The sequence below is a fragment of the Taibaiella soli genome (assembly GCF_003236175.1).
Taxonomy (GTDB): domain Bacteria; phylum Bacteroidota; class Bacteroidia; order Chitinophagales; family Chitinophagaceae; genus QKTW01.
Map to the genome: position 1 here is coordinate 142,984 of NZ_QKTW01000003.1, position 20,724 is coordinate 163,707.

General features: G+C 43.6%; 23 protein-coding genes. 18 read left to right on the forward strand and 5 right to left on the reverse strand.

The window, feature by feature from the left end; genetic code table 11:
* Positions 1-14: 14 nt before the first annotated feature.
* A complete protein-coding gene (locus DN068_RS02450; protein WP_110997299.1) occupies positions 15-1,037 on the reverse strand; it encodes a hypothetical protein in 1,023 nt (340 codons plus the stop codon).
* A gap of 475 nt (positions 1,038-1,512) precedes the next feature.
* Between DN068_RS02450 and DN068_RS02455 the strand changes: the two genes are divergently transcribed.
* A complete protein-coding gene (locus DN068_RS02455) occupies positions 1,513-2,100 on the forward strand; it encodes an outer membrane beta-barrel protein (RefSeq protein WP_110997300.1) in 588 nt (195 codons plus the stop codon).
* Positions 2,101-2,231: 131 nt separating this feature from the next.
* Here DN068_RS02455 and kynU read toward each other — a convergent pair whose 3' ends face one another.
* Positions 2,232-3,497, reverse strand: a complete 1,266-nt coding sequence (gene kynU, locus DN068_RS02460) for a kynureninase (protein WP_110997301.1) — start codon at positions 3,495-3,497, stop codon at positions 2,232-2,234.
* Positions 3,498-3,632: 135 nt separating this feature from the next.
* Here kynU and DN068_RS02465 point away from each other — a divergent pair, with 135 nt between their 5' ends.
* The 5 genes from DN068_RS02465 to DN068_RS02485 all read left to right on the forward strand — a co-directional run bounded on the left by DN068_RS02465 (position 3,633) and on the right by DN068_RS02485 (position 7,225).
* Positions 3,633-4,151, forward strand: coding sequence for a hypothetical protein (locus DN068_RS02465; RefSeq protein ID WP_110997302.1), 519 nt, complete (start codon positions 3,633-3,635; stop codon positions 4,149-4,151).
* A gap of 248 nt (positions 4,152-4,399) precedes the next feature.
* On the forward strand, positions 4,400-4,990 hold the full coding sequence (locus tag DN068_RS02470) for a LemA family protein (RefSeq protein WP_110997303.1): 591 nt from the start codon (positions 4,400-4,402) through the stop codon (positions 4,988-4,990).
* A gap of 94 nt (positions 4,991-5,084) precedes the next feature.
* Positions 5,085-5,546, forward strand: coding sequence for a TPM domain-containing protein (locus tag DN068_RS02475; RefSeq protein WP_110997304.1), 462 nt, complete (start codon positions 5,085-5,087; stop codon positions 5,544-5,546).
* A 67-nt stretch (positions 5,547-5,613) separates the two neighbouring features.
* Positions 5,614-6,396, forward strand: coding sequence for a TPM domain-containing protein (locus DN068_RS02480; RefSeq protein WP_243630064.1), 783 nt, complete (start codon positions 5,614-5,616; stop codon positions 6,394-6,396).
* Positions 6,397-6,913: 517 nt separating this feature from the next.
* The gene (locus DN068_RS02485; RefSeq protein WP_110997306.1) at positions 6,914-7,225 is read left to right on the forward strand and encodes a winged helix-turn-helix transcriptional regulator; all 312 of its coding nucleotides are present in this window, start codon (positions 6,914-6,916) and stop codon (positions 7,223-7,225) included.
* Here DN068_RS02485 and DN068_RS02490 read toward each other — a convergent pair.
* Both DN068_RS02490 and DN068_RS02495 read right to left on the reverse strand, forming a co-directional pair.
* A complete protein-coding gene (locus tag DN068_RS02490) occupies positions 7,222-8,079 on the reverse strand; it encodes a glycerophosphodiester phosphodiesterase (protein WP_110997307.1) in 858 nt (285 codons plus the stop codon). The two genes, DN068_RS02485 and DN068_RS02490, sit on opposite strands and share 4 nt — an antisense overlap.
* Complete coding sequence (locus DN068_RS02495) at positions 8,079-8,675, reverse strand: hypothetical protein (RefSeq protein WP_123985209.1); 597 nt, start codon at positions 8,673-8,675, stop codon at positions 8,079-8,081. The genes DN068_RS02490 and DN068_RS02495 overlap by 1 nt, the downstream gene beginning before the upstream one ends.
* 152 nt (positions 8,676-8,827) lie before the next feature.
* On the opposite strand from DN068_RS02495, the gene cyoE reads away from it, so the two are divergent.
* From cyoE to DN068_RS02540, 9 genes are all read left to right on the forward strand, one after another.
* Positions 8,828-9,727: a heme o synthase gene (gene cyoE, locus DN068_RS02500; protein ID WP_243630066.1), complete on the forward strand. Its 900-nt coding sequence runs from the start codon at positions 8,828-8,830 to the stop codon at positions 9,725-9,727.
* Positions 9,728-9,734: 7 nt separating this feature from the next.
* Positions 9,735-10,358 (forward strand): cytochrome c oxidase subunit 3, encoded by a 624-nt coding sequence (locus DN068_RS02505; protein WP_243630069.1) that lies wholly within the window; start codon positions 9,735-9,737, stop codon positions 10,356-10,358.
* 54 nt (positions 10,359-10,412) lie between these two features.
* Entirely contained in the window at positions 10,413-11,156 is a 744-nt protein-coding gene (locus DN068_RS02510) for a cytochrome c oxidase subunit 3 (protein ID WP_110997309.1), read from the forward strand.
* A 33-nt stretch (positions 11,157-11,189) separates the two neighbouring features.
* Positions 11,190-11,642, forward strand: coding sequence for a cytochrome C oxidase subunit IV family protein (locus DN068_RS02515; RefSeq protein WP_110997310.1), 453 nt, complete (start codon positions 11,190-11,192; stop codon positions 11,640-11,642).
* A gap of 16 nt (positions 11,643-11,658) precedes the next feature.
* The gene (locus tag DN068_RS02520; protein ID WP_110997311.1) at positions 11,659-12,375 is read left to right on the forward strand and encodes an SCO family protein; all 717 of its coding nucleotides are present in this window, start codon (positions 11,659-11,661) and stop codon (positions 12,373-12,375) included.
* Positions 12,376-12,425: 50 nt separating this feature from the next.
* Positions 12,426-12,968 carry a DUF420 domain-containing protein gene (locus tag DN068_RS02525; RefSeq protein WP_110997312.1) on the forward strand — a complete coding sequence of 181 codons (543 nt, stop codon included), beginning with the start codon at positions 12,426-12,428 and terminating at the stop codon, positions 12,966-12,968.
* A 70-nt stretch (positions 12,969-13,038) separates the two neighbouring features.
* The gene (locus DN068_RS02530) at positions 13,039-13,254 is read left to right on the forward strand and encodes a hypothetical protein (protein WP_110997313.1); all 216 of its coding nucleotides are present in this window, start codon (positions 13,039-13,041) and stop codon (positions 13,252-13,254) included.
* 45 nt (positions 13,255-13,299) lie between these two features.
* Complete coding sequence (locus DN068_RS02535) at positions 13,300-14,025, forward strand: head GIN domain-containing protein (protein WP_110997314.1); 726 nt, start codon at positions 13,300-13,302, stop codon at positions 14,023-14,025.
* 203 nt (positions 14,026-14,228) lie between these two features.
* On the forward strand, positions 14,229-14,678 hold the full coding sequence (locus DN068_RS02540) for a DUF2147 domain-containing protein (protein WP_207798835.1): 450 nt from the start codon (positions 14,229-14,231) through the stop codon (positions 14,676-14,678).
* A 178-nt stretch (positions 14,679-14,856) separates the two neighbouring features.
* Here the strand turns inward: DN068_RS02540 and DN068_RS02545 are convergent, their stop codons facing one another.
* Positions 14,857-15,366 carry a dihydrofolate reductase family protein gene (locus DN068_RS02545; protein WP_110997315.1) on the reverse strand — a complete coding sequence of 170 codons (510 nt, stop codon included), beginning with the start codon at positions 15,364-15,366 and terminating at the stop codon, positions 14,857-14,859.
* Between the two features lie 130 nt (positions 15,367-15,496).
* Between DN068_RS02545 and DN068_RS02550 the strand changes: the two genes are divergently transcribed.
* The 3 genes from DN068_RS02550 (at position 15,497) to DN068_RS02560 (ending at position 20,043) form a co-directional block, all read left to right on the forward strand.
* A complete protein-coding gene (locus DN068_RS02550; RefSeq protein WP_110997316.1) occupies positions 15,497-16,663 on the forward strand; it encodes a DNA polymerase III subunit in 1,167 nt (388 codons plus the stop codon).
* 131 nt (positions 16,664-16,794) lie between these two features.
* Positions 16,795-18,222, forward strand: coding sequence for a T9SS type A sorting domain-containing protein (locus DN068_RS02555; protein ID WP_110997317.1), 1,428 nt, complete (start codon positions 16,795-16,797; stop codon positions 18,220-18,222).
* A 186-nt stretch (positions 18,223-18,408) separates the two neighbouring features.
* Positions 18,409-20,043 carry a PSP1 domain-containing protein gene (locus DN068_RS02560; RefSeq protein WP_110997318.1) on the forward strand — a complete coding sequence of 545 codons (1,635 nt, stop codon included), beginning with the start codon at positions 18,409-18,411 and terminating at the stop codon, positions 20,041-20,043.
* Positions 20,044-20,724 lie beyond the last annotated feature (681 nt).

Genomic DNA, 20,724 nt, shown 5'->3' on the forward strand with positions numbered 1-20,724 from the left:
TGTAACGGTTGTGATTATTTAGAAGTATTGTCTTTAGAATCGTCTGGTTTATTACCCACCGATCGGATGTTTACTACGCGGTTCATCAGATCAAACCAATAGCTGGCATTGAGTTGCAGCGCAAAAGTCGTAATGAGAACGCCGAGTAATTTTAGCAGAAAATGTTTACTCCATTCAGTTTTAAACTCGCCGTTGTAGCCCAGTTTATAACCGGCAGATTGTTCATATACCACTTTCAGGTTTTGTGTCTGACTCATAAGCGTATTTACGCTGATACTATCTTTTGGAGTAGTACTGTACTTTCCGGCAGTGGTGTAAAATATTTTGCCTGCAGAGTCTTTCACGATGATTGAATCGTTTTGCACTTGTATTTGCGAAAGATGTGCTGCAATCTGATCGGCCGTTTTGCTCAGGTATTTTGGATCGCGGAGTGTGTCATTTGCAATCTTGATCGTATCGATGTTCAATGCGACTGAAATGATGAAGCCTACTATCAGCAGTATTTTCCGAATGTCTTTTTTGTACCAGCCGGTGGTGCGGTCCATCACATTGTTGTAAAACTCTTCGAGCTTTTTCTCGAAAGTGGCAATGTCATTTTTTGCTTGCGCCAGCAGATCTAAAAGCACTTTTTGGAATTGTTTTGGTAGAATGCTGTTTTGGATACCTGCTTTGATTTTGTCCGGCGTATAATTTTCCGCTTTGATCTGTTCAACAACTGTCAGTACAAAATTTGAAGAGGAGATATAGGCAGGAAATTGTCCTTTTGCTTTTACCAATGCCTGAATATGAGGGCTGTTCATAAAATGATTGCGGATGAACGGTTTCCATCCCGGGTCATTGAACATATTTTCCAGCGCTTGCCTGAGGTGCTTCTGGCGTAACTCAAGGAAACCTGCCAGCGCTTCATTAATGGCGGAAAGCACCAGGCTGCCTACGAAATAGGTAAATGAAAGCAGGATCACCAGATCCAATACCGGAGAGTCAAACATATTCGTGGTGGAGGTTTTTATTGTCGTTGTCTTAAAAGCCGGCAACATTGCGCCATTTCTGTTCAAAAAAACTACAATCGCTTCAAGGTAATGTAACTGTAAAACTATTGTATATATACTATTTTGTCAAGATGTAGTGGTGTTGCAATAGATGAGGTTTAGAAGGAAATGATCATTTAAACTTATTGTTGCACCTTTCCTTACAAAACTAAATATTTATTATTTATAAAATGAATTTATCGTTAACAATGTATAAACGTTTATATCCATACCCCCATCATATCTTTACTCTGTTTTCATAGTGATAGGGTTTAGGGAGTGGGTTTCTACCCACTCTTTTTTTTACCCCAAGCCCTGAAGGCGAATTCCATCGCGGGTATTCGCATTTTACACATCTCCCATATTGAACGCATTCATCATCGCGTTCCCACGTTATCCGATCATCGCATTCTTTTAGGTTTTGACTTTTGAATTGGGATATATTTGTTTATATTACAATGTATTTTAATCAAAAAGCCTGTATATGAAAAAAAGCTTACTCACCTCGATCGTCGTTTGTCTTTTGTTATTTACCGGAAAATCGATAGCCCAGCCGTTGGTGGGCGGAAGACATGAATTTGGCGCTTTGATTGGTGTACAAGGTGCGCAGTTTTCTGCAGATCCTAGTATTGACCAGAATATGAAAATCTCCGTCGGTGGAAAATTATACTGGAACTATCTGATTGTGGGCAATTTATTATCTATCCGTGCTGAAGTGGGGGTGGATAACTGGGGTACGAAGATGAAATCAGATACCAGCCTGAATTTATTATATCTCACATTGCCAGCTGTTGCCGCTCAGGTGAAATTTGGTCCGTTAAAAGTTTACGTAGGTCCTCAATTGAATCTATTGCTTTCGGCCAAACAAAAAGACGGTGGTTCTATAGATGCGAAGGATTTGTTTAAAAGCACCGACATTTCAGGAATGGCGGGTGCGGAGGTAAATCTGCCATTTTTCATTATGCTCGGCGCCCGTTATAATTTTGGGCTTTCCAATATTTCGGACATCAGCGAGCAAAAGATTAAAAATGGAGCCTTTATGGTTTATGTGGGCGTACATTTCCGCCGTTAATATTCATTACGTTTTTTCTTCATCGCAATAACCCATAAACAAAAAGAGTACGGTTCGTCCCGTACTCTTTCTATTTTTTTACAGCTCAAAGCTAACGTATAACTTAAAGCTTATAACTCATAGTTTAAAACTTATTCCATTTCTTTCAGCACTTCGTAAAAACGGTAGCAATCTTCGTAAGTATTATACAAAGGCACCGGAGCAATACGAATTACGTTTGGTTCACGCCAGTCAGCAATTACACCTGCTTCGGTCAGTTTATCAAACACTTCGCGGCCACGTTCTGCAAACAGCATTGATAGCTGACAACCGCGACGGTTGCTTTCTGCCGGTGTGATGATCGTAAACGGTAAATGACTGATATCTTTCAGCAAATATTCCATGTAAGCCGTCATACGCAGGCTTTTTTCGCGCAGTGCAGGAATACCGGCTTTGTCATAAATATCAAGAGAAGCACGATGTGCGACCATGTTAAATACCGGAGCATTACTCATTTGCCAGCTTGCAGCACCTTTTTGCGGGGTGAAGCCTTTTTCCATTTTGAAACGGCCTTTTTCTTCATTGCCCCACCAGCCGGCAAGACGGAATGTTTTTGGGTTGTTGCCATGGTGTTCGTGAACGAATGCGCCCGCTACGCCGCCTGGTCCTGAATTGAGGTATTTGTAAGAACACCAGCAAGCGAAATCTACGTTCCAGTCGTGCAACTGTAGTGGTACGTTACCAACAGCATGCGCCAGATCAAAACCTGCATAAGCACCAACGCGATGAGCTGCATCTGTAATGCGTTTCAGATCAAAGAATTGACCAGTATAATAGTTCACACCGCCAAACATTACCACAGCGAGGCTGTCGCCTGCTTCCTGAATAGCAGCAAGAATGTCTTCTTCTTCAATAATGTGTGCACCTTCACGCGGTTTCATTTCAATAATCGCATCTTCAGGATCGTAGCCATACATGCGCACCTGCGTTTCCATTGCGTATTGATCGCTAGGGAAAGCGCCTGCTTCCATCAGAATTTTATAACGGCCTTTTTCAGGACGATAAAAAGAAAGCATCAGCAAATGAAGATTTACAGTCAGCGTATTCATCGCTACCACTTCTTCTTTATTGGCGCCTACGATTTTGGCCAGACTTTCAGAAAAGTTGTGATGGTAAGAAAACCATGGATTGCGTGCCTGGAAATGTCCTTCCACACCATATTTGGCCCAGTCTTCCAGTTCCTGGTTCATCAGGTAAGACACACTTTTAGGCTGAAGGCCCAAAGAGTTGCCGCAGAAATAATAAACGTCCTTACCATTGTGTTGCGGAAAAAGAAAACGTTCACGGAACGGATACAGGAAATCTACCTGATCCTGGCTTTGCGCATATTCCAGTGTAGCTTCAAAATTGGCTTGCATGCAATCATTATTTGCCCGCAAAAATAGTAGCCTCTGCCAATAAATTTATCGACCGCCACCAAAAAAATCCTTGTTTTATTTTTATGGCATCATTTTCAGAAGGTATTTAGTTCATAATTCATCAAAACATTCAATATGAAGAAGATTGCTTATGCATTTTCCGGGTTAGTCGCAGGTGTTTTTTTTGCGTCAAATGTACAGGCGCAAGGAAGTAATCTCGGTCTCGGTTTGCGTATGACTCCAGACGGCGGCGGCTTTACTTTAAAGTATTTTTTTGATCAGAATCTGGCGATCGAAGCGCAGCTCAATGCCGGTGGTATCATAGCGCTGGAAGGCCAGAGCGTTACTGCAGCAGGTTTGGTTGAGTATCACATTAATCTTCCTGATCCGCAATGGCGTATATTCTTTGGTGGCGGCATGCATTTCGGAAATTGGGACAGAGATGATTACCGTGGCAGCCAGTTTATTTTAGGTATTGATGGTATCGGTGGGGTGGAATATGTATTTAAGAAAATACCATTGGGCTTAAGTGGCGATTTCCGTCCTGCGGTCAATTTTTTGACTGATGTTGAATTCTTTCCACACAATTTGTTTGGTGCGGCGGCTCGTTATTATTTTCCGTCCAAGTCTCATGCAAAACATCCGAAGGGATAATTTTCAATTCGTAGTTGACGAATGTTCAAAAACATTGTAGCTGCACGGGACAATCGCAAATCAGAAATATCCAATCTTAAATAAAATAAGTGCAACGGCGAACCAGCAGCCTGGATAGGTGAAAATCCTTGAACGGCCAGGCAGTTCGCCTTTTTGTGTGAATTAGGAGAATTTATATTTACATCATTCATAATTCACCATTTACGAATCATAAAATTCACGTAGGTTTGGATAAAATTTGATTGTCTATGAAAGGAGGAACTATTGCGTTAATCGTTTTAATTCTTATAGTAGTGATTGGCGGATGTGGCACCTGTAACCTGCAAAGATCTATGGTGACCCTCGATGAAAATGTAAAAAGTAAATGGGGTGAGGTGCAAAACCAATATCAGCGTCGTTCAGATCTCGTTCCAAACCTTGTAAATACAGTAAAAGGTGCAGCTAATTTCGAAAAATCTACACTGGAAGCGGTTACCCAGGCGAGAGCCAGCGCTACCAGCCTGAAAGTAGACCCGAATGATCTGTCTCCGGAAAAAATAAAAGAATTCCAGGCGCGTCAGGGCGAATTGAGCCAGGCGCTCGGTCGTTTGCTCATGGTGACTGAAAATTATCCGCAGCTGAAAGCGAATCAAAACTTCCTGTCGCTGCAGGATCAGCTGGAAGGAACGGAAAATCGTATCACTGTAGCACGTAAAGGTTTTAATGACGCGGTACAACAATACAACACCACTATTCGTTCATTCCCGAACAATATTTTGTCCGGTATGCTCGGCTTCCACGTAAAAGGTATGTTTGAAGCGGACGCTGCGGCGCAAAAAGCGCCGACGGTACAGTTCTAGTGGACGTTAGCAGAAATGGTTAAGAATTGTCGGGAATTCACAACTGACAATTGACAACTCACAGTTTGTATTGTTCACCCATTATAGACGCTCTATGTTCTCTTTTGGAAAGAAGAAAAAAGCTTTACTGGCCCCCGAAGTTCAGGAGCTCGTAGTTGATGCGATTAAAAAAGCAGAAAGCAAAACTACCGGCGAAATCCGGGTATATATAGAGTCAAAATGCGATTATGTTGATGCGATGGACCGTGCCCGGGAAATATTTGTAAAGCTCGGCATGATACATACCGTACGGAGAAATGCAGTATTGGTTTACATTGCATTCGATCATCAGCAGTTTGCTATAATGGGTGACACAGAAATCTATGATAAAGCAGGCGGATCGGCCTTTTGGAACGATGCAGCGAAGAAATTGAAACAATATCTCTCCGGCGGCATGGTTGCAGAAGGGCTGGTCTTTTGCATTGAAGAATTGGGTAAAGCATTGGCACAGCATTTTCCTTATGATCCCGATGTGGCCAAAAATGAATTGCCCGATGAAATTGTATTTGGCAAGTAAGCGCCTTTAAATGAAACAATCTTTTTTACATACACTCCGGTCAGCCGTAATTTTTTTATTGTGCGTCGTGTGCAGTTTCAATGTACTGGCGCAGGCAGACAATGAATTGCCACCGCGTCCGGAGCCACCTCACCTCGTTAATGACCTTGCGCACATTCTTACGCCAGATCAGGTACAGCAGTTGGAGGATAAACTGGTTGAATATGATAAAACCAGCTCTACACAAATTGCCATTGTAACGTTGGAGAGTATCGGTGTATACGAACCTGCGGAATACGGTACGGCGCTTTTTAAAAAATGGAAGATTGGTAATGAAGGGAAGAATAATGGGGTGCTGGTGTTGGCCGCTGTAAAAGATCATAAGATCAACATTACCACCGGTTATGGCCTGGAAGGTGCCCTGCCAGATGCTGTCTGCGGGCGCATTATCCGTGAGGAAATGAAGCCAAGGTTTCAGCAGCAACAATATTTTGAAGGATTTAGCGCAGCAGCGGATAAAATCATTGCGGCTACCAAAGGCGAATACACCGCGGATGCGAATTACAACAATCGCAGCGATGGTAAAAAAGGCATTGGTGCGGGTGCTATCATCATTATTATCGTACTGATCTATTTCATCGTCTGGATGTCTGGTCGCGGCGGCGGCGGCGGCGGAGGAGGAAATTACATGAGTGGACGAGGTTATCGCCGTTGGGGCGGTGGCTGGGGTGGCATCGGTGGTATTGGCGGGTTCGGCGGCTTTGGCGGCGGCGGCTGGGGTGGTGGAGACTCTGGTGGTGGCGGTGGCGGTGGATTTGGCGGCTTTGGTGGCGGCGATACCGGCGGTGGCGGCGCTTCTGGAAGTTGGTAGCCCAATCGCTGATTTGCTGATCGCTGATGTCTGATTTTTCTCGCTCTGATTTTTATTTTTCTCACGACTACATTAGGACGGGTGATATTATTTCCCCTAAAGACGTTGAGCCCCATAAAAGCACAAAAGATCTGTACACTTACTCTGGGCGATACCTTTTGGACTTTTACTTTTTACGTTTCTTAGCGTAAAACCAAAATCAGACATCAGAAATCAACGATCAGTGATTTTGGTTTTTGACTTTGAATGGCATAGCTGTGGCTATACAAGAAAGTATTTACCACAGAGTTTTTCATAGAGAAAGAAAAGAGGGGCTGGAAACGTAATTGCAGGTTAGGAGTTGTACGTTGTAAGTTTCGCCTGGGTCTTTTAACTCAAAACATTAACTTAAAATCGTAGCATTGCAGGCTCAATCCTCCTTGTAGTGTAAAAAGCTGGCACTTATTACGTGCTACTTTTAACTAAGGAAGGCCAAATATATTCATACCAATTACCCATAACAATTAGTCAGAAAATCATGACCACCCAAAACACTAGCACTGAATGCCCGGCTTCACGCCTTTTAAAACAACTTTCCGGAAAATGGAAACCACAGATATTTTTACAAGTGCTGAACGGCCCCGTAAGGTTTAATCAATTGTTGCGGGATCTGGAAGGCAGTAATAAACAATCACTTTCCACTGCGCTTCGCGAAATGGAGGAATTAGGTTTTCTGCAGCGGCATATTATCTCTGAAAAACCGTTGCATGTGGAATATCATCTTTCAGAATCCGGTCATCAGCTGATTCCGATTTTCAGAAGCATTGAAGATGCACTGAAGGCGATTTAATAAGCGAGAATATTTTGCACGAGTTCAATATCGTCTGCCAGATAATAATCAGGCGCTTTATTGAGCGCATCCACTGTGCCGTTTTTTCCCTGCCCGCCATAAAGTTGCACTTTGAGGCCTTTTTGGTGGGCATATTTCACAAGGTCGGCAGACATATCGGAAGAATTGCCGGCCACGCCCATACAACCGTTTGCAGCCGCAAAGTCCACATCTGAAGAGTCGGCGCAATAATCAAACAATGTTTGCATCTGCGGACAATGATTGTGCACATAAGTAATCAAGCCTTTTACCCCTGATTGTATATGCACCCAGCCATAGCAATTTTCCGCGGCAAACAGTCTGTTGAGCACATTCATTTCATGGAAATAATAACTGCCTTCTTCAAATTTTGTGTCCACACATTCGCTGTTGGAGTGCACATCGAAAAAGAGCATTGGTTTAATACTTCTGCTTTGAAAATGGGTAATTATTTCCTGGAGTGGTGTAAGATGATCTCCCGGAATCTGGCCTTGCACTGATTTGAAAATACAATCGCACAGCGCAGCTGAATCGTAGGAGTACAGGCAACCAATGCAGGAGCTCGATATCTCGAGGTTCTGATCATGGTACATGAAAATTGCGGTGTCGCGCGTCATTTGAATATCGATCTCAGAGCCTTCAGCACCATAGTATTCAATAGCCCTTGTTACCGATGACCATGAATTGGGCGGATAATTATTGATAAGGTAAGAAAAACCACTTCCGCCATGGCCAATCACGGAGATATGACCACCGCTGATGTTATCATAGTTCCGCGTCGTTTTCTTACAACCAGCACAGATGAGTATAGCGAGGAAAAGAATCAGGATGCGCATTATTTGAAGATTTTATAGCCAATAGTGAAGGTGACCATATTCGTCCGGCCGAAATTCCGGTTCACTTTACCGATGACCAGGTCATGATAACTTTCAGAGAAAAAGCCGCTGCCAATATCAAGTCCTACATAATAGCGGCGCTCTTTGGTGAAATGATAAAACAGAGAGAGCACCACAAACATTTCATGAATTTTGTTGTGTTTGTTACCTACGTCTAGGTTGTAAGGATTATTTGGTTTATAAAAAGCGGATTGAAAATCGAAAGAAATACCGCTGCGCCAATGCTTATAGGTCATGATGTCATATCTGTAGTTGATATTATAACCCCATACATTTTTATAAGGTACATAACTATCGCTGACCACATATTTCGGCCCGATAGAGAGATTATGTTTGCCATAACTTACTTCCGGCATCAGATACATATTAAAGCCCGTGTAAGACAATCCTGAGGAAAGACCGATTCCTCCTGACCAGTGTGGTTTGGTGTTTGAGGGCGGATCAGATTGCGCGAAACATAGATTGGGTAACGACAGATAAATAAAAAGAAATAGAAAGCGGTGGAAACCTGGCGTTGGAGTAGATTTTGCAGTCATACAACTAGCTTTTTACTTATTCAATATGAATGTAATATATTTTTAATTGTAAAACGATGCGTGAGATTAGTTTCAGAATCAATAATAATGGATAGCGGCGTTTAGAACTTATTGCCTACCTTTGCAGCCAGTTTTCATTTTATCTGCTGTTCATGTTACGGGAAGAAACAATTGATTCTAAATGGTATATGCCTGTGCAGGACCGTATAAAGGATTATAGCCAGCTCTTAAAGCCAAACCTGAGTTTTATGGTGGTTTTTTCCAGCGTAATCGGTTATTTGCTCGCACCTCATACGCAATTTGCCTGGAAGGAAGTAAGTGTCCTTTTTCTGGGAGGTATCCTGGTAACGGGCGGTGCTAATACGATCAATCAAATCATTGAGCGTGAAGGCGATGCGCTGATGAAACGCACCATGAACCGTCCGATTCCTACCGGACGTATTTCAACAACAGAAGCCTGGATTCTGGCTGCAATTGCAGGTATTTCCGGCGCTTTACTACTTGGCCTTTATTTTAATCCGCTGGCCGGCGCACTTAGTTTTCTTTCTTATTTATTATATGCTTTTGCCTATACACCAATGAAGCGCGTGCATCCGATCGCCGTGTTTATTGGCGCTTTCCCGGGTGCGTTCCCTCCACTTTTAGGTTGGGTGGCTGCTACAGGAAGCATTGGCGTAGGCGGTATCGTTTTGTTCCTTTTTCAGTTCTTCTGGCAGTTTCCGCATTATTGGGCAATTGGTTGGGTTGGTTATGATGAATACAAGAAAGCGGGCATCAGCATGTTGCCTTCTCAGGAAAGAACTTCAAAATTCACCGCATTACAGTGCATGTTTTATAGTCTGATACTGATTCCGATGGCTATAGTTCCGCGTACTTTAAATATTACCGGCAATATTGGCATGTATGTTTGTATTGCAGCAGGTATTTTTTACTTCGCTTCTTCGGTTGCTTTTTATCGGAAAAATGATCTGCAGACAGCGCGCCGCGTAATGTTCAGCTCCTTTATTTATTTGCCAACTGTGTTGCTGGCTTTGTTGTTTGATAAGCTTTAAAAAAAGAATGATGGAAGGTACTATGTCTTCATCTCCTGTTCAAAGAAGGAAAATACATCCTCAAAAATTTGTACTGTGGATTGCAATGGGCAGCATCGCTATGATGTTTGCCGGTTTTACCAGTGGTTATATGGTGCGCAAAGGCCAGGACAACTGGCGTATTTTCCATCTGCCGCCAATTTTCTGGGCATCTACGATCTGTATTTTACTGAGTAGTGTTACTGTTGCATTAGGGCTGCGTGCGTTTAAAAAACGCGAAATGCCAAAATATCGTGCTTTGATTTCTACGACACTGGTATTGGGTATTTTATTTGCTGTATTGCAGGCAATCGGTTTCTACGAATTATATCATCAGCCTCAGGTAGTAAACATCAGCGGCGTGGTTGAACAAACGGCAAAAACCGTTCGTGTAGACGGCAATCCGAGTGAATCTTTTCTGTTTATTATCACTGGTATGCACTTATTGCATATCTTGGGTGGCGTAATTGCTCTTTTGATTGTATTTTTCCGGGCGTTTAGAGTGCGGGTAAAAGTCTATAATGCAACGGGTTTAGAGATCGTTGCTACATATTGGCATTTTGTTGATATATTATGGATTTATTTATTCGTGTTTTTTCTGGTAAATCAATAAAATTTTTTCAAAATTTGCACTCGCATAATTCTGCGTTCTGTAATTAAATAGTCTATGGCACAAGCAACAACAGCAGCTTCTGAAACTAAGATGTGGGGTGGTGGACGTTCTCCGTTCAATGTGAGCTATGGTAAGATGATGATGTGGTTTTTCCTGTTATCGGATGCGTTCACATTCGGCGCATTCCTGATCTCTTATGGTACAACCCGATACTTCAGCGCCGTTTGGCCTGATCCAAACCAGGTTTTCAAATCATTCCCACTCATGGGTGAGGCAAACTTGCCTTTGATGTTCGTGAGTTTGATGACCTTCATTCTCATCCTGAGTTCTGTAACAATGGTACTGGCGGTACACGCAGGCCATTATGGTGATAAAAAAGGTGTTATTAAATGGTTGTTGTGGACAATCATTGGTGGTATTGCGTTCCTGAGCTGTCAGGCTTGGGAGTGGACACACCTGCACAGCGAAGGTGGCTGGTGGGGTTCTTTCACAGATCCTTCTACGCCAATCAGCGCTATCCACCATTTCTTCAAGCATGACGAAGCGGTTCAGGCGATGATTCCTGCACACGGTCTGCAAGCAACACATGACTTCTTCAACTACTTCTTTACGATCACCGGTTTCCACGGTGCGCACGTAACCAGCGGTGTGGTATTTAACATCCTCGTTCTGGTAAATGCAGTAAATGGTACTTACGAACGTCGTGGTCACTACGAAATGGTTGAAAAAGTAGGTCTCTACTGGCACTTTGTAGATCTCGTTTGGGTATTCGTATTCACTTGTTTCTACCTGCTCTAATCTTTTTTATCACTAACTAAAATATTTACGATAATGTCATCACATCATCATACCGACGATATTCAGCATTTATACGAAGGAGATCAGTCAAAATTGTATTCTGGTGTATTAGCACATCACGAAGGTGATATCAACTCAGGTGCAAGTAAAGCTCAGGTAAAACGTATCCTGATGATCACTCTTTACCTTTCTATCATTACAATCGTAGAAGTAGGTCTGGGTTTGATCTCTCACAGTTCAGGTATCCCAATGACGTTCTATAACTTCGTCTTCCTGATGCTGACTTTGCTGAAAGCATTTTTGATCGTACGTGTATTTATGCACCTTGGCGACGAGAAGAAAGGTTTCATTACTACAGTTCTGATGCCACTCGCATTCTTCGTTTGGTTTATCATTGCATTCCTTGCAGACGGTGCGTTCTGGCTGCACATGAATTCTCACGTACGCGCAGGTATGCCTGCTCAGACTACTGAAGCAACTAAATAAAAAAACGATTCAGATAATGAATCAGAAAAATAAAGCTTACAAGTACATTTTAGCGATAGCGGCAGCCTTTGTGTTGCCGCTATCGTTCTATTGGATAACCAAGTATTATTCTAAAGATCATATAGTACTGCCTCGTTTCTATGTGGCTGACCGCGTGGATAGCCAGGTGGTAGGTGGGAAGATGGAATATGATACGGTTTTCCATCAGGTGGCGGACCTGGAATTGACCAATCAACTTGGGGAAAAAATATCGTTGAATAAGGATCTTAAAGGAAAACTGATCGCGATCAATTTTTTCTTTGCGAACTGTCCGACTATTTGTCCGCGGTTGACCAGGAATATGGCTTTGTTGCAACATGCTTTCAGAAGCACGGCGATGAAGAATAATGATACGCTGGTACAGATTATCTCCATCACCGTAAATCCGGAACGCGATAGCTTCCAGGCTTTGCGCGTGTATGCAGATCGCTATGGTGCGAATCATGATCATTGGTGGTTTCTAACAGGTGACAAGAAGACAATCTATGATTTTGCACGAAACCAATTGCATCTCTCCGTAGGGCAGGGTGACGGCGGCGCTGATGATTTTATTCATACGGAACAAATCGTAGTGTTAGATCGTAACCGTTATATCCGCGGTTATTACAATGGTCTCGATAGTATGGAAATTCAGCGTTGTGCTACAGACCTCGGCTGGATAGACCTGCAGAAACCGCATAAGATGAAACACTAATCACCAGAACGGAAATACTCCTTTAGTTTTAATCCAAACAGTAAAGAAAAATGTTAGCTCCGGTATTAAAGAAGAATGACAAGCAGGCACGTCTGCTCATTTTGGTTGTATCGTTTGTTGTGTTTGCTGCGGTTGCACTTTTGTCTAAGTTCAAGTTGGAAGTAGATCTTGGATTTAATCCACATCTGTTTGCTACGTTCAACGCGGTGATCAACACAATGGTGTCGATCTTGCTGGTGGCTGCATTGATAGCGGTGAAGAAAAAGAATTACGAGGCGCATAAGAAAATGATGATGACGGCAATGGTGTTGTCCATTCTTTTTCTGGTGTCTTATATCGCACATCATCTGCTCGCCGGTGAAACTAAATATGGTGGCACAGGGGCGTTGCGTTATATCTACTATTTCATTCTTGCCACGCATATTCCGCTGGCGGCGATCATTTTACCATTCATTCTGTTTACTGCATACCGTTCGTTAACCGGAGAATTTGCGAAGCATAAAAAGCTGGCAAGATATACCTGGCCTTTATGGTTTTACGTGAGCGTTACCGGAGTGTTGGTATACCTTTTAATTGCTCCTTATTATTCATAATCACGGGAGTTGTACCTTTGCGAAGCAATTTGCTGAAGACAATTATTAATTAAAAAGACTATCTTCAAAGATGAAACGTGTGTTGTTTGTATTCTTGTTTGTGCTGATGGCAGGAGCAGCAATGGCTCAGGGTTGTTCGGTTTGTACAAAAACGGCCGGTGAGTTGGGTGAAAAAGGCGCGAAAGGGTTGAACATGGGCATCGTTTATCTTGCGTTCATTCCACTCGGCATTATCGGCACACTCGGTTTTATGTGGTGGAGATCGCAATCACACCGCGAGTCATAAGCAGCATCAGCACGTTTCTTCATAACCTTTTTCAAAAACACCATTATGAACAAACGTATTTTCCTGATTGCATCATTGCCTGTCTTGGCACTTCTTTCCTGTAAGCAAAATTACATTACCGGTCATGGACAAGATAAGTCCGAAACCAGATCTACGGCCGGGTTTTCCAAAGTAGAAATCTCTGCGCCTGTAAAGGCGGTTATTCATCTGCAAAATGGTGCTACACCGTCCGTTCAGCTCAGCGGATATGAAAATCTTGTCAAAGAGATTAAAACGGAAGTAAGAGGAAACACACTTTATATTTCCATTCCGGAAGCTACCAATTTTGAAACTGATAAAGATGTGGTGGCCGATATTACCATGCCTGCCATTGAAGATTTATCGCTTACAGGTTCCGCAGATGTGGATATCAAAGGCAATCTGACCGGCAATAATTTTTCGCTCGCTATTACCGGCGTAAGTGATGTACTTGCTGAAAACATAAGCGTTTCCAATTTTGATGTGGACATTACCGGTGCGGGCAGTCTGAAAGTGGAGAATGGCAGTGTGCAGAAAGCTAGTTATACCGTTACTGGTTCTGGCGATATCAATGCATTTCCCTTAAAAGTTGCAGAAGTAAAAACTACAGTTTCCGGTGCTGGTGATATTGAGCTCAGTGCAGAACAAAAGCTGGACGTATCAATCAGTGGTGCGGGAGATGTGCATTACAAAGGTCATCCGACCATCAATTCAGAAACTACGGGCGCTGGTTCACTGGATGATGCGAACTAATTGTGAGTGGTGAGTTGTCAGTTGTGAGTATGCTAAGTGAATTCACTCGCGTTTGTCACAAAAGCTAAAACCTTAAAGCTTGTGCGTCTTTGCGTGAAGTTTGTTGCCGTTAATATCGGTAATGTTTGGAATCGCGGTATGGAGAGTTAATGTGTGAAATAATGATTTTCTACCTTATAACGTACAACTTAAAACGTACAACTATGAAAATTTGGAAACGTATTTTACAGTACAGTCTGCTGCTGGTAATGATCTTCAGTTTTACCAATCGTGCCTTCGCGCAAAAGGATCAGGTGGAAGGTTTGTGGCTGAATGAAGAGAAAACAGCCAAGGTTAATATTTATCTGGCCAAAGACGGAAAGTATTATGGCAAGATCGTCTGGCTGAAAGATCCAAACAAAGATGGCAAGCCGAAAGTAGATGAAAAAAATCCGAAGGAAAATCTGCGCAATACACCATTGATGGGTTTGCTGATTTTAAAAGGTTTTGAGAAAGACGGCAGTGCCGGTTACGAAGACGGAACCATCTACGACCCAAAAAATGGAAAGACTTACGATTGCAAAATGACCTTTAAAGGAAGTACACTTGATATTCGCGGCTACGTTGGCATTTCGCTCATCGGGCGAACGACCACCTGGACACGGACTGAGTGATGAGTTATAAATTATGAGTTATAAAAAACGGTCAAACGGCTTAGCGTCGTCTGACCGTTTTCTTTTTTGGGTTTCTGCAAAGATGCGTAAGGGGCAAGACGCCAAACACTCACAACTGGCCGTCACCCAGAGCGGAGGCGAAGGGCACCACTCACATTTTTAGTTTTTGACTTTTGAATTATTTCCTCACCGCATATCTCGATTGCACCAATCCTGTATCATAAACCTTGCTCGAAAGCAATTCCAGTTGAATGCGGTGTGCGCGTTCACCGAACAGCGTTTTGCCGGAGCCAAGCAAAATAGGGTGCACAGCCAGTAATAGTTCATCTACCAAACCCATTTCCAGAAAATAATTCGTTAGTTGAGCCCCGCCGAATAGCCAGATATTTTTACCCGGTTGTTGTTTCAGCATTTCCACCGCACCCAGAATGTCCTTATTAATTACAATGGCACCTTCGGCTGCAGGCAACGTATTGGAGAAAACATACTGTCGCTTTGCTGCAAACGGATTACTGCCAGATTGCATCAGTACCTCATAACTTCTGCGGCCGTAGAAAATGCTGTCAATACTTTTTAGGAATTCCTCCATACCATAGTCCTGGTCGTCATAACACCAGTCGTATTCGCCATTTGGACCTTCAATAAAACCGTCAAGTGATATAGCGAGATTCAGGATAATTTTTTTCATGTTCTAATTTAAGCATAAAGCTTAACGCTCAAAGCATAAAGCCTGCCCATGCTGTATTTCGTTCGTAAACTTTTTGGTCAGGAGTTTGCAATGTATGGTTAATGCAATACCATGAGAAGCTTTAAGCTTTATGCTTTACGCTTTACGCTATCTTTACCGTATGTTATTTCGTAACGTAGTAGGGCAGCAAGCGGCAAAGGAAGGATTGTTAGGAATGTGGCAACATGATCATCTGCCGCACGCATTATTGCTGGCGGGTGCCGAAGGTACCGGCGGACTGCCGCTATCATTGGCGCTGGCGCAATATATTTTCTGCAAGAACAAAACCGGAAGCGATAGCTGTGGTGTTTGTGCCGATTGCCAGAAAGTAGCCAAACTGGAACATGCCGATCTTCATATGAGCTTTCCGAGCATTCCGCCAAAGGCTGGCACCAAAGCAATGAGCCGTTATTTTATTTCCGAATTCAGAGAATTCATCAGAGATACGCCTTATGGCACTACTTATGATTGGCTGCAATTCATCAACGCAGAAAACAAACAGGGTAATATCACTGCCGAAGAATGTCGTGATATCATTGATGTGCTCAATCTGAAATCATACGAAGGCGGGAAAAAAATACAGATCATCTGGCGTCCTGAATATCTCGGCAAAGAAGGAAACATTCTGCTAAAGCTTATTGAAGAGCCGCCGGTAGATACCATTATGATATTGGTTGCGGAAAACATTGAAGATATTTTACCGACAATTCTTTCCCGCACTCAATTAATTCGCCTTACGCCTGTTACTCCGGCGCAGATAGAACTGGCTTTGACCGAAAGTATGGTGGCCGAACCACGTAAAGCAGCGCAAGTGGCACAAATGGCCAACGGTAGTTATACGGAAGCGTTGCGCGTTGTGAAGCACGCAGATAATGATCTGTTCCCCGAGTTGAGAAACTGGTTTAATGTTTTATTCACCAACAATGGTTTAGGTATTGCAAAATTTGCGGAAGAATGGTCGAAAGCGGGTAGGGAGCAGCAGAAGAATTTTCTCAATTATGTGATCCAATTGCTAGAACAATCACTGAGAGCCATGTATTTGCCGGATGTACCTATTGCATTGCCTTCAGAAGAAGCTGGCTTCGTACAAAAACTGGCCGCCCGCGGATTACCCTACGATGTGCTGCAGGAAATGGTAAAAACAATCTCCCAAAGCATCTATTTTATTGAACGGAATGCACATTCCCGCACGCAATTACATGCGCTTTCCATTCGTTTGGTATACATTATTCAGCGTAAGCTCATAGTAGAAATGTAAATTTTTTGTAAAGTTTTGTCGTTATAAATAAACCAGTTGCGTAAAACCCGCAGCTGGTTTGCTTTTTCATGCCCAACTAATCACGACTGGTCTTCGTCTTTTTTCTGATAATACATTAAAAATCCTTTTTTATGAAAAGACTACTACCACTACTACTGCTACTCATCTTTAGCTGCTCTATAGCAGCGCGTGCCACTCACTTAATGGGGGGTGATCTGATTGTTACCCATAATTCTGGAAATAATTATACCGTAACCATTACACTCTATCGCGATACAACGGGCATCCCGCTTACTTCGGTCGATTTTCTGTATGTTGACAGTCTCAGCGCAACTACCAATCAGTTTGTAGGTGTGCTGCAAACTACGGTTAATCGTAACTGGACATTAGGCACGGCGCTGATTCCGAGCTTTCCCTATGGTATTGAAGTGGGCGTTTACACTTATGATGTCAATCTGGTTCCTGGCAATACTTACCGGTTTGTATACTCCAATTGTTGCCGGAATGGTGCGATACAGAATGCAACGGCGCCACTCAATGAAAACATGGTGCTCTACACCGATTTTCAAGCTCCGGCGGCCGCTAATAACAGTTCGCCGGATTTCCTTGCCATGCCGGTTGCCTATTTTCCGGTCAATACGCCAATCACCTACAATCCGCTGCCCTATGACCCCGATGCCGATTCCATCGCCTGGGGATTAAACACGCCGATTGGCGCTTATCAGGCACCCACTGCAATGGTCAGTGTCGCGGGTTTCACAACACCTCCCGGGGCAACAACAGGACCTTTCACAATGAACCCGGTTACAGGAGAAATCAGCTGGCAGCCAAATACGCTGGGTAATTTTATCCAGTCTTTCGAAGTGAAAGAATACCGGAACGGTGTGCAAATTGGCACGATCATCCGCGACATGCAATATGTGGTGATTCCGGGTGGCGGTGCTACACCGTCGTTCTCAATGGTGTCTCCGTACATGACGAATTCGGGGGATGGCTATTATTATGTGTATTATGATCCGGGTCAACAGCTGAATTTCAGTATTTCCGGACAGGAAGCAAGTAGTACGGCTAATTTACAGATGCAGGCATATGGAGGTGTTTTCCAGATGGCTGTTCCTGCCATGTTTGGTGTAACAGGAAGCGGCAACAACATTACCGGAAACTTTACCTGGACACCGCCGGTTACTTACACCAAAGACGAAACCATTGTTTTCCGCCTTCGCGATGGCATGTTCTCGCAGGATTTTACGCTGGTGATGCGTAAAAATCCTTCGCCGGCATCTGTTGGCAATGTGACTGCTGCGATGAATAGCGTGCGTATTTTCCCGAATCCGGCGCATGATCAGGTAACTGTGATGCTCGATTTGAAAAATGATATTCAGGGGAATATATGTTTATACAATGCCCTGGGTCAGAAGGCTCGTACTATTTATGACGGGAAACTGGTAAAAGGCAAATACCAGCTCAGAGACGATTTCAACCTACCGGCGGGCATGTACCAGCTGGTAGTGCGGGACAACGGCCAGGTATTAAAAACAGAACGTTTACTTGTCCAATAATCTATTTTCCTCAATCTGTAGAAAGCCTTCTAGTAAAGAAGGCTTTTTTATTGTAAATTCGCAGACTAGGTAATATTTTTTCACAATCGGTTACAGAAGTTGTAGAGATAAGACAGATATAATATGTCTTGAATCTGTGAACAGGAGCGAACTTGCTGGGCCGTCTATATAAATTTATAAATCACAATGGGATGTGGCAATTGTGGGTCCGGCGCAAGCGGAAAACCTGCTGGTTGCAAGAGCAATGGTGGATGTAGTACTGGTGGATGCAACCGCATGAATGTTTTCGACTGGCTGAGCGCTTTACCCCTTCAAGATAGCTTAAAACCTTATCCGGTAATTGAGGTAACGTTTAACAAAGGCAGCAGAAAGGACTTCTATAGAAATAATACTCCTAATATCTTTGAAAAAGGTGAGATGATCGCTGTAGAAGGTGTGGGTGGTTATGACGTAGGACAGATAAGCCTTACCGGAGAACTGGTAAAACTGCAAATGAAAAAGAATGGCGTGGAAGACAGTCCGGCCATCAAGCGTGTATTGCGCCCTGCTTCTGATGAAGATCTGAGACATTTTTCCGATCAGAAAGACCGTGAGCAGGATGTAATGGTTCGTTCCAGAGCCATTGCCCGTCATCTGAAACTGGAAATGAAGGTTTGTGAGGTAGAAATACAAGCCGATGGCAAAAAAGCTACCTTCTTCTATACCGCTGATTCGCGTGTGGATTTCCGTGAACTGATTAAAGTGTATGCTTCCGAATTTAAACTGAAAGTGGAAATGCGCCAGATCGGTGCACGTCAGGAAAGCGGAAAAGTAGGCGGTATCGGTTCCTGCGGACGCGAACTCTGCTGTAGTACGTGGTTGACTGATTTTAAATCGGTGAATACAACAGCAGCACGTTATCAGAATTTGTCTATCAATCAGACGAAACTTTCCGGTCAGTGTGGCAGATTGAAATGCTGTCTGAACTATGAACTGGATACGTATATGGATGCGCTTCGGATATTCCCGGATCATGCTGAATCTATACAGACTATTCAGGGTACAGCGAACCTTCAGAAAAAGGACATCTTTAAAAATCTGATGTGGTATAGCTATTCTGATAGCAATAAACAATACCCTCTGTCGATCACTCGCGTAAAAGAAATACTCAGTCTTAATAAACAAGGTATTAAACCGGATGAACTGCAGCCGGTGGAAATTGAAACTAATGCTGAGAAAAAAGGTATTAAGGTAGATGTTGGCTTCGTGAATGACGTAGGTCAAATTAGCCTGAAAACTTTGGAGAAATCCAGCAAAAAGAAAAAATCTGGCAGTGGTGGCAACAAACCGCAGCAGCAAGCTTCCGACAAACAAGGAAAGCAACCGCAGCAGCAAGGTCAGCCGAAGCAGCAACAACAGCAGCAAAAACAACAGAAGGCACAGCAATTGGGTGGTGGCAACCAGGTTCAGCCGAAGCAGCAAAATCAGCAGCAGAAAGCGCAAGGACCTCAGCAGCCAAGACCACAGCAACAAGCCGGAGGTCAGCCAAACCAACCGAAGCAGCAACAGGCAAAACCGCAACAACAAGGCGGTAATCAGCCAAAGCCGCAAAATCAGCAAGGTCAGCAGCAACCTCGTCCGGACAATCAAAACCGTCCGTCAAAACAGGAAGGTGTACCAAAGCCAAAACCACAGCAGCAACAGCAAAAGCCTAATAATCAAGGTAACGCTGGCGGTGAGCCGAAGCAAGCACAAAATCAGAATCAATCACAGCAGCCAAGGCCGCCGCGTCCGCCAAGACAACAGCCGCCGCAGCAACCAAAGCCGCCTGTGCAGGAATAAAATTTTAAAAAAGCGCCCCCAACTGTAATTGTTGGGGGCGCTTTTTTAGTTGACAGCGAACAGCTGACAGTTAATTCAGTTTGTCATGGTGAGCGGAGTCGAACCATGGGAGTGTTGACTTATGTTACCGCCCTTCGACGCCGCTCAGGGTGACAAAAGTGAGATAGACAACATGCGAATTGTGTTAAAATGCGTGTCATGGTGAGCGGAGTCGAACCATGGGAGTGTTGACTTATGTTGCCGCCCTTCGACGCCGCTCAGGGTGACAAAAGTGGGATAGACAACATACGAATTGTGTTAAAGTGAGTGTCATGGTGAGCGGAGTCGAACCATGGGAGTGTTGACTTATGTTACCGCCCTTCGACGCCGCTAAGGGTGACAAAAAGTGAGATAGACAACATACGAATTGTGTTAAAGTGAGTGTCATGGTAAGCGGAATCGAACCATGGGAGTGTTGACTTATGTTACCGCCCTTCGACGCCGCTCAGGGTGACACTTATTTTACCACAGTCCACGTTTTAGCATTCGCATCATGGTGAGGTCTGAGTTTATCCCGCCCAGCGGGAAAGCCATCTTTCTTCCCGGCGCGAAATCAGGTTGCTACTTCGTTTCTACAGCTTTGCTGTTTGCCAACTCATCGCAATGACCGTGTTTTTGTGTCATTTATTATGTGAAACTCGC

Bases quoted from the DNA above. Each gene is read 5' to 3' on its own strand.
- DN068_RS02450 (WP_110997299.1), bottom strand. From the start codon at position 1,037: ATGTTGCCGGCTTTTAAGACAACGACAATAAAAACCTCCACCACGAAT.
- DN068_RS02455 (WP_110997300.1), top strand. From the start codon at position 1,513: ATGAAAAAAAGCTTACTCACCTCGATCGTCGTTTGTCTTTTGTTATTT.
- kynU (WP_110997301.1), bottom strand. From the start codon at position 3,497: ATGCAAGCCAATTTTGAAGCTACACTGGAATATGCGCAAAGCCAGGAT.
- DN068_RS02465 (WP_110997302.1), top strand. From the start codon at position 3,633: ATGAAGAAGATTGCTTATGCATTTTCCGGGTTAGTCGCAGGTGTTTTT.
- DN068_RS02470 (WP_110997303.1), top strand. From the start codon at position 4,400: ATGAAAGGAGGAACTATTGCGTTAATCGTTTTAATTCTTATAGTAGTG.
- DN068_RS02475 (WP_110997304.1), top strand. From the start codon at position 5,085: ATGTTCTCTTTTGGAAAGAAGAAAAAAGCTTTACTGGCCCCCGAAGTT.
- DN068_RS02485 (WP_110997306.1), top strand. From the start codon at position 6,914: ATGACCACCCAAAACACTAGCACTGAATGCCCGGCTTCACGCCTTTTA.
- DN068_RS02490 (WP_110997307.1), bottom strand. From the start codon at position 8,079: ATGCGCATCCTGATTCTTTTCCTCGCTATACTCATCTGTGCTGGTTGT.
- DN068_RS02495 (WP_123985209.1), bottom strand. From the start codon at position 8,675: ATGACTGCAAAATCTACTCCAACGCCAGGTTTCCACCGCTTTCTATTT.
- cyoE (WP_243630066.1), top strand. From the start codon at position 8,828: ATGTTACGGGAAGAAACAATTGATTCTAAATGGTATATGCCTGTGCAG.
- DN068_RS02505 (WP_243630069.1), top strand. From the start codon at position 9,735: ATGATGGAAGGTACTATGTCTTCATCTCCTGTTCAAAGAAGGAAAATA.
- DN068_RS02510 (WP_110997309.1), top strand. From the start codon at position 10,413: ATGGCACAAGCAACAACAGCAGCTTCTGAAACTAAGATGTGGGGTGGT.
- DN068_RS02515 (WP_110997310.1), top strand. From the start codon at position 11,190: ATGTCATCACATCATCATACCGACGATATTCAGCATTTATACGAAGGA.
- DN068_RS02520 (WP_110997311.1), top strand. From the start codon at position 11,659: ATGAATCAGAAAAATAAAGCTTACAAGTACATTTTAGCGATAGCGGCA.
- DN068_RS02525 (WP_110997312.1), top strand. From the start codon at position 12,426: ATGTTAGCTCCGGTATTAAAGAAGAATGACAAGCAGGCACGTCTGCTC.
- DN068_RS02530 (WP_110997313.1), top strand. From the start codon at position 13,039: ATGAAACGTGTGTTGTTTGTATTCTTGTTTGTGCTGATGGCAGGAGCA.
- DN068_RS02535 (WP_110997314.1), top strand. From the start codon at position 13,300: ATGAACAAACGTATTTTCCTGATTGCATCATTGCCTGTCTTGGCACTT.
- DN068_RS02540 (WP_207798835.1), top strand. From the start codon at position 14,229: ATGAAAATTTGGAAACGTATTTTACAGTACAGTCTGCTGCTGGTAATG.
- DN068_RS02545 (WP_110997315.1), bottom strand. From the start codon at position 15,366: ATGAAAAAAATTATCCTGAATCTCGCTATATCACTTGACGGTTTTATT.
- DN068_RS02550 (WP_110997316.1), top strand. From the start codon at position 15,497: ATGCTTTACGCTTTACGCTATCTTTACCGTATGTTATTTCGTAACGTA.
- DN068_RS02555 (WP_110997317.1), top strand. From the start codon at position 16,795: ATGAAAAGACTACTACCACTACTACTGCTACTCATCTTTAGCTGCTCT.
- DN068_RS02560 (WP_110997318.1), top strand. From the start codon at position 18,409: ATGGGATGTGGCAATTGTGGGTCCGGCGCAAGCGGAAAACCTGCTGGT.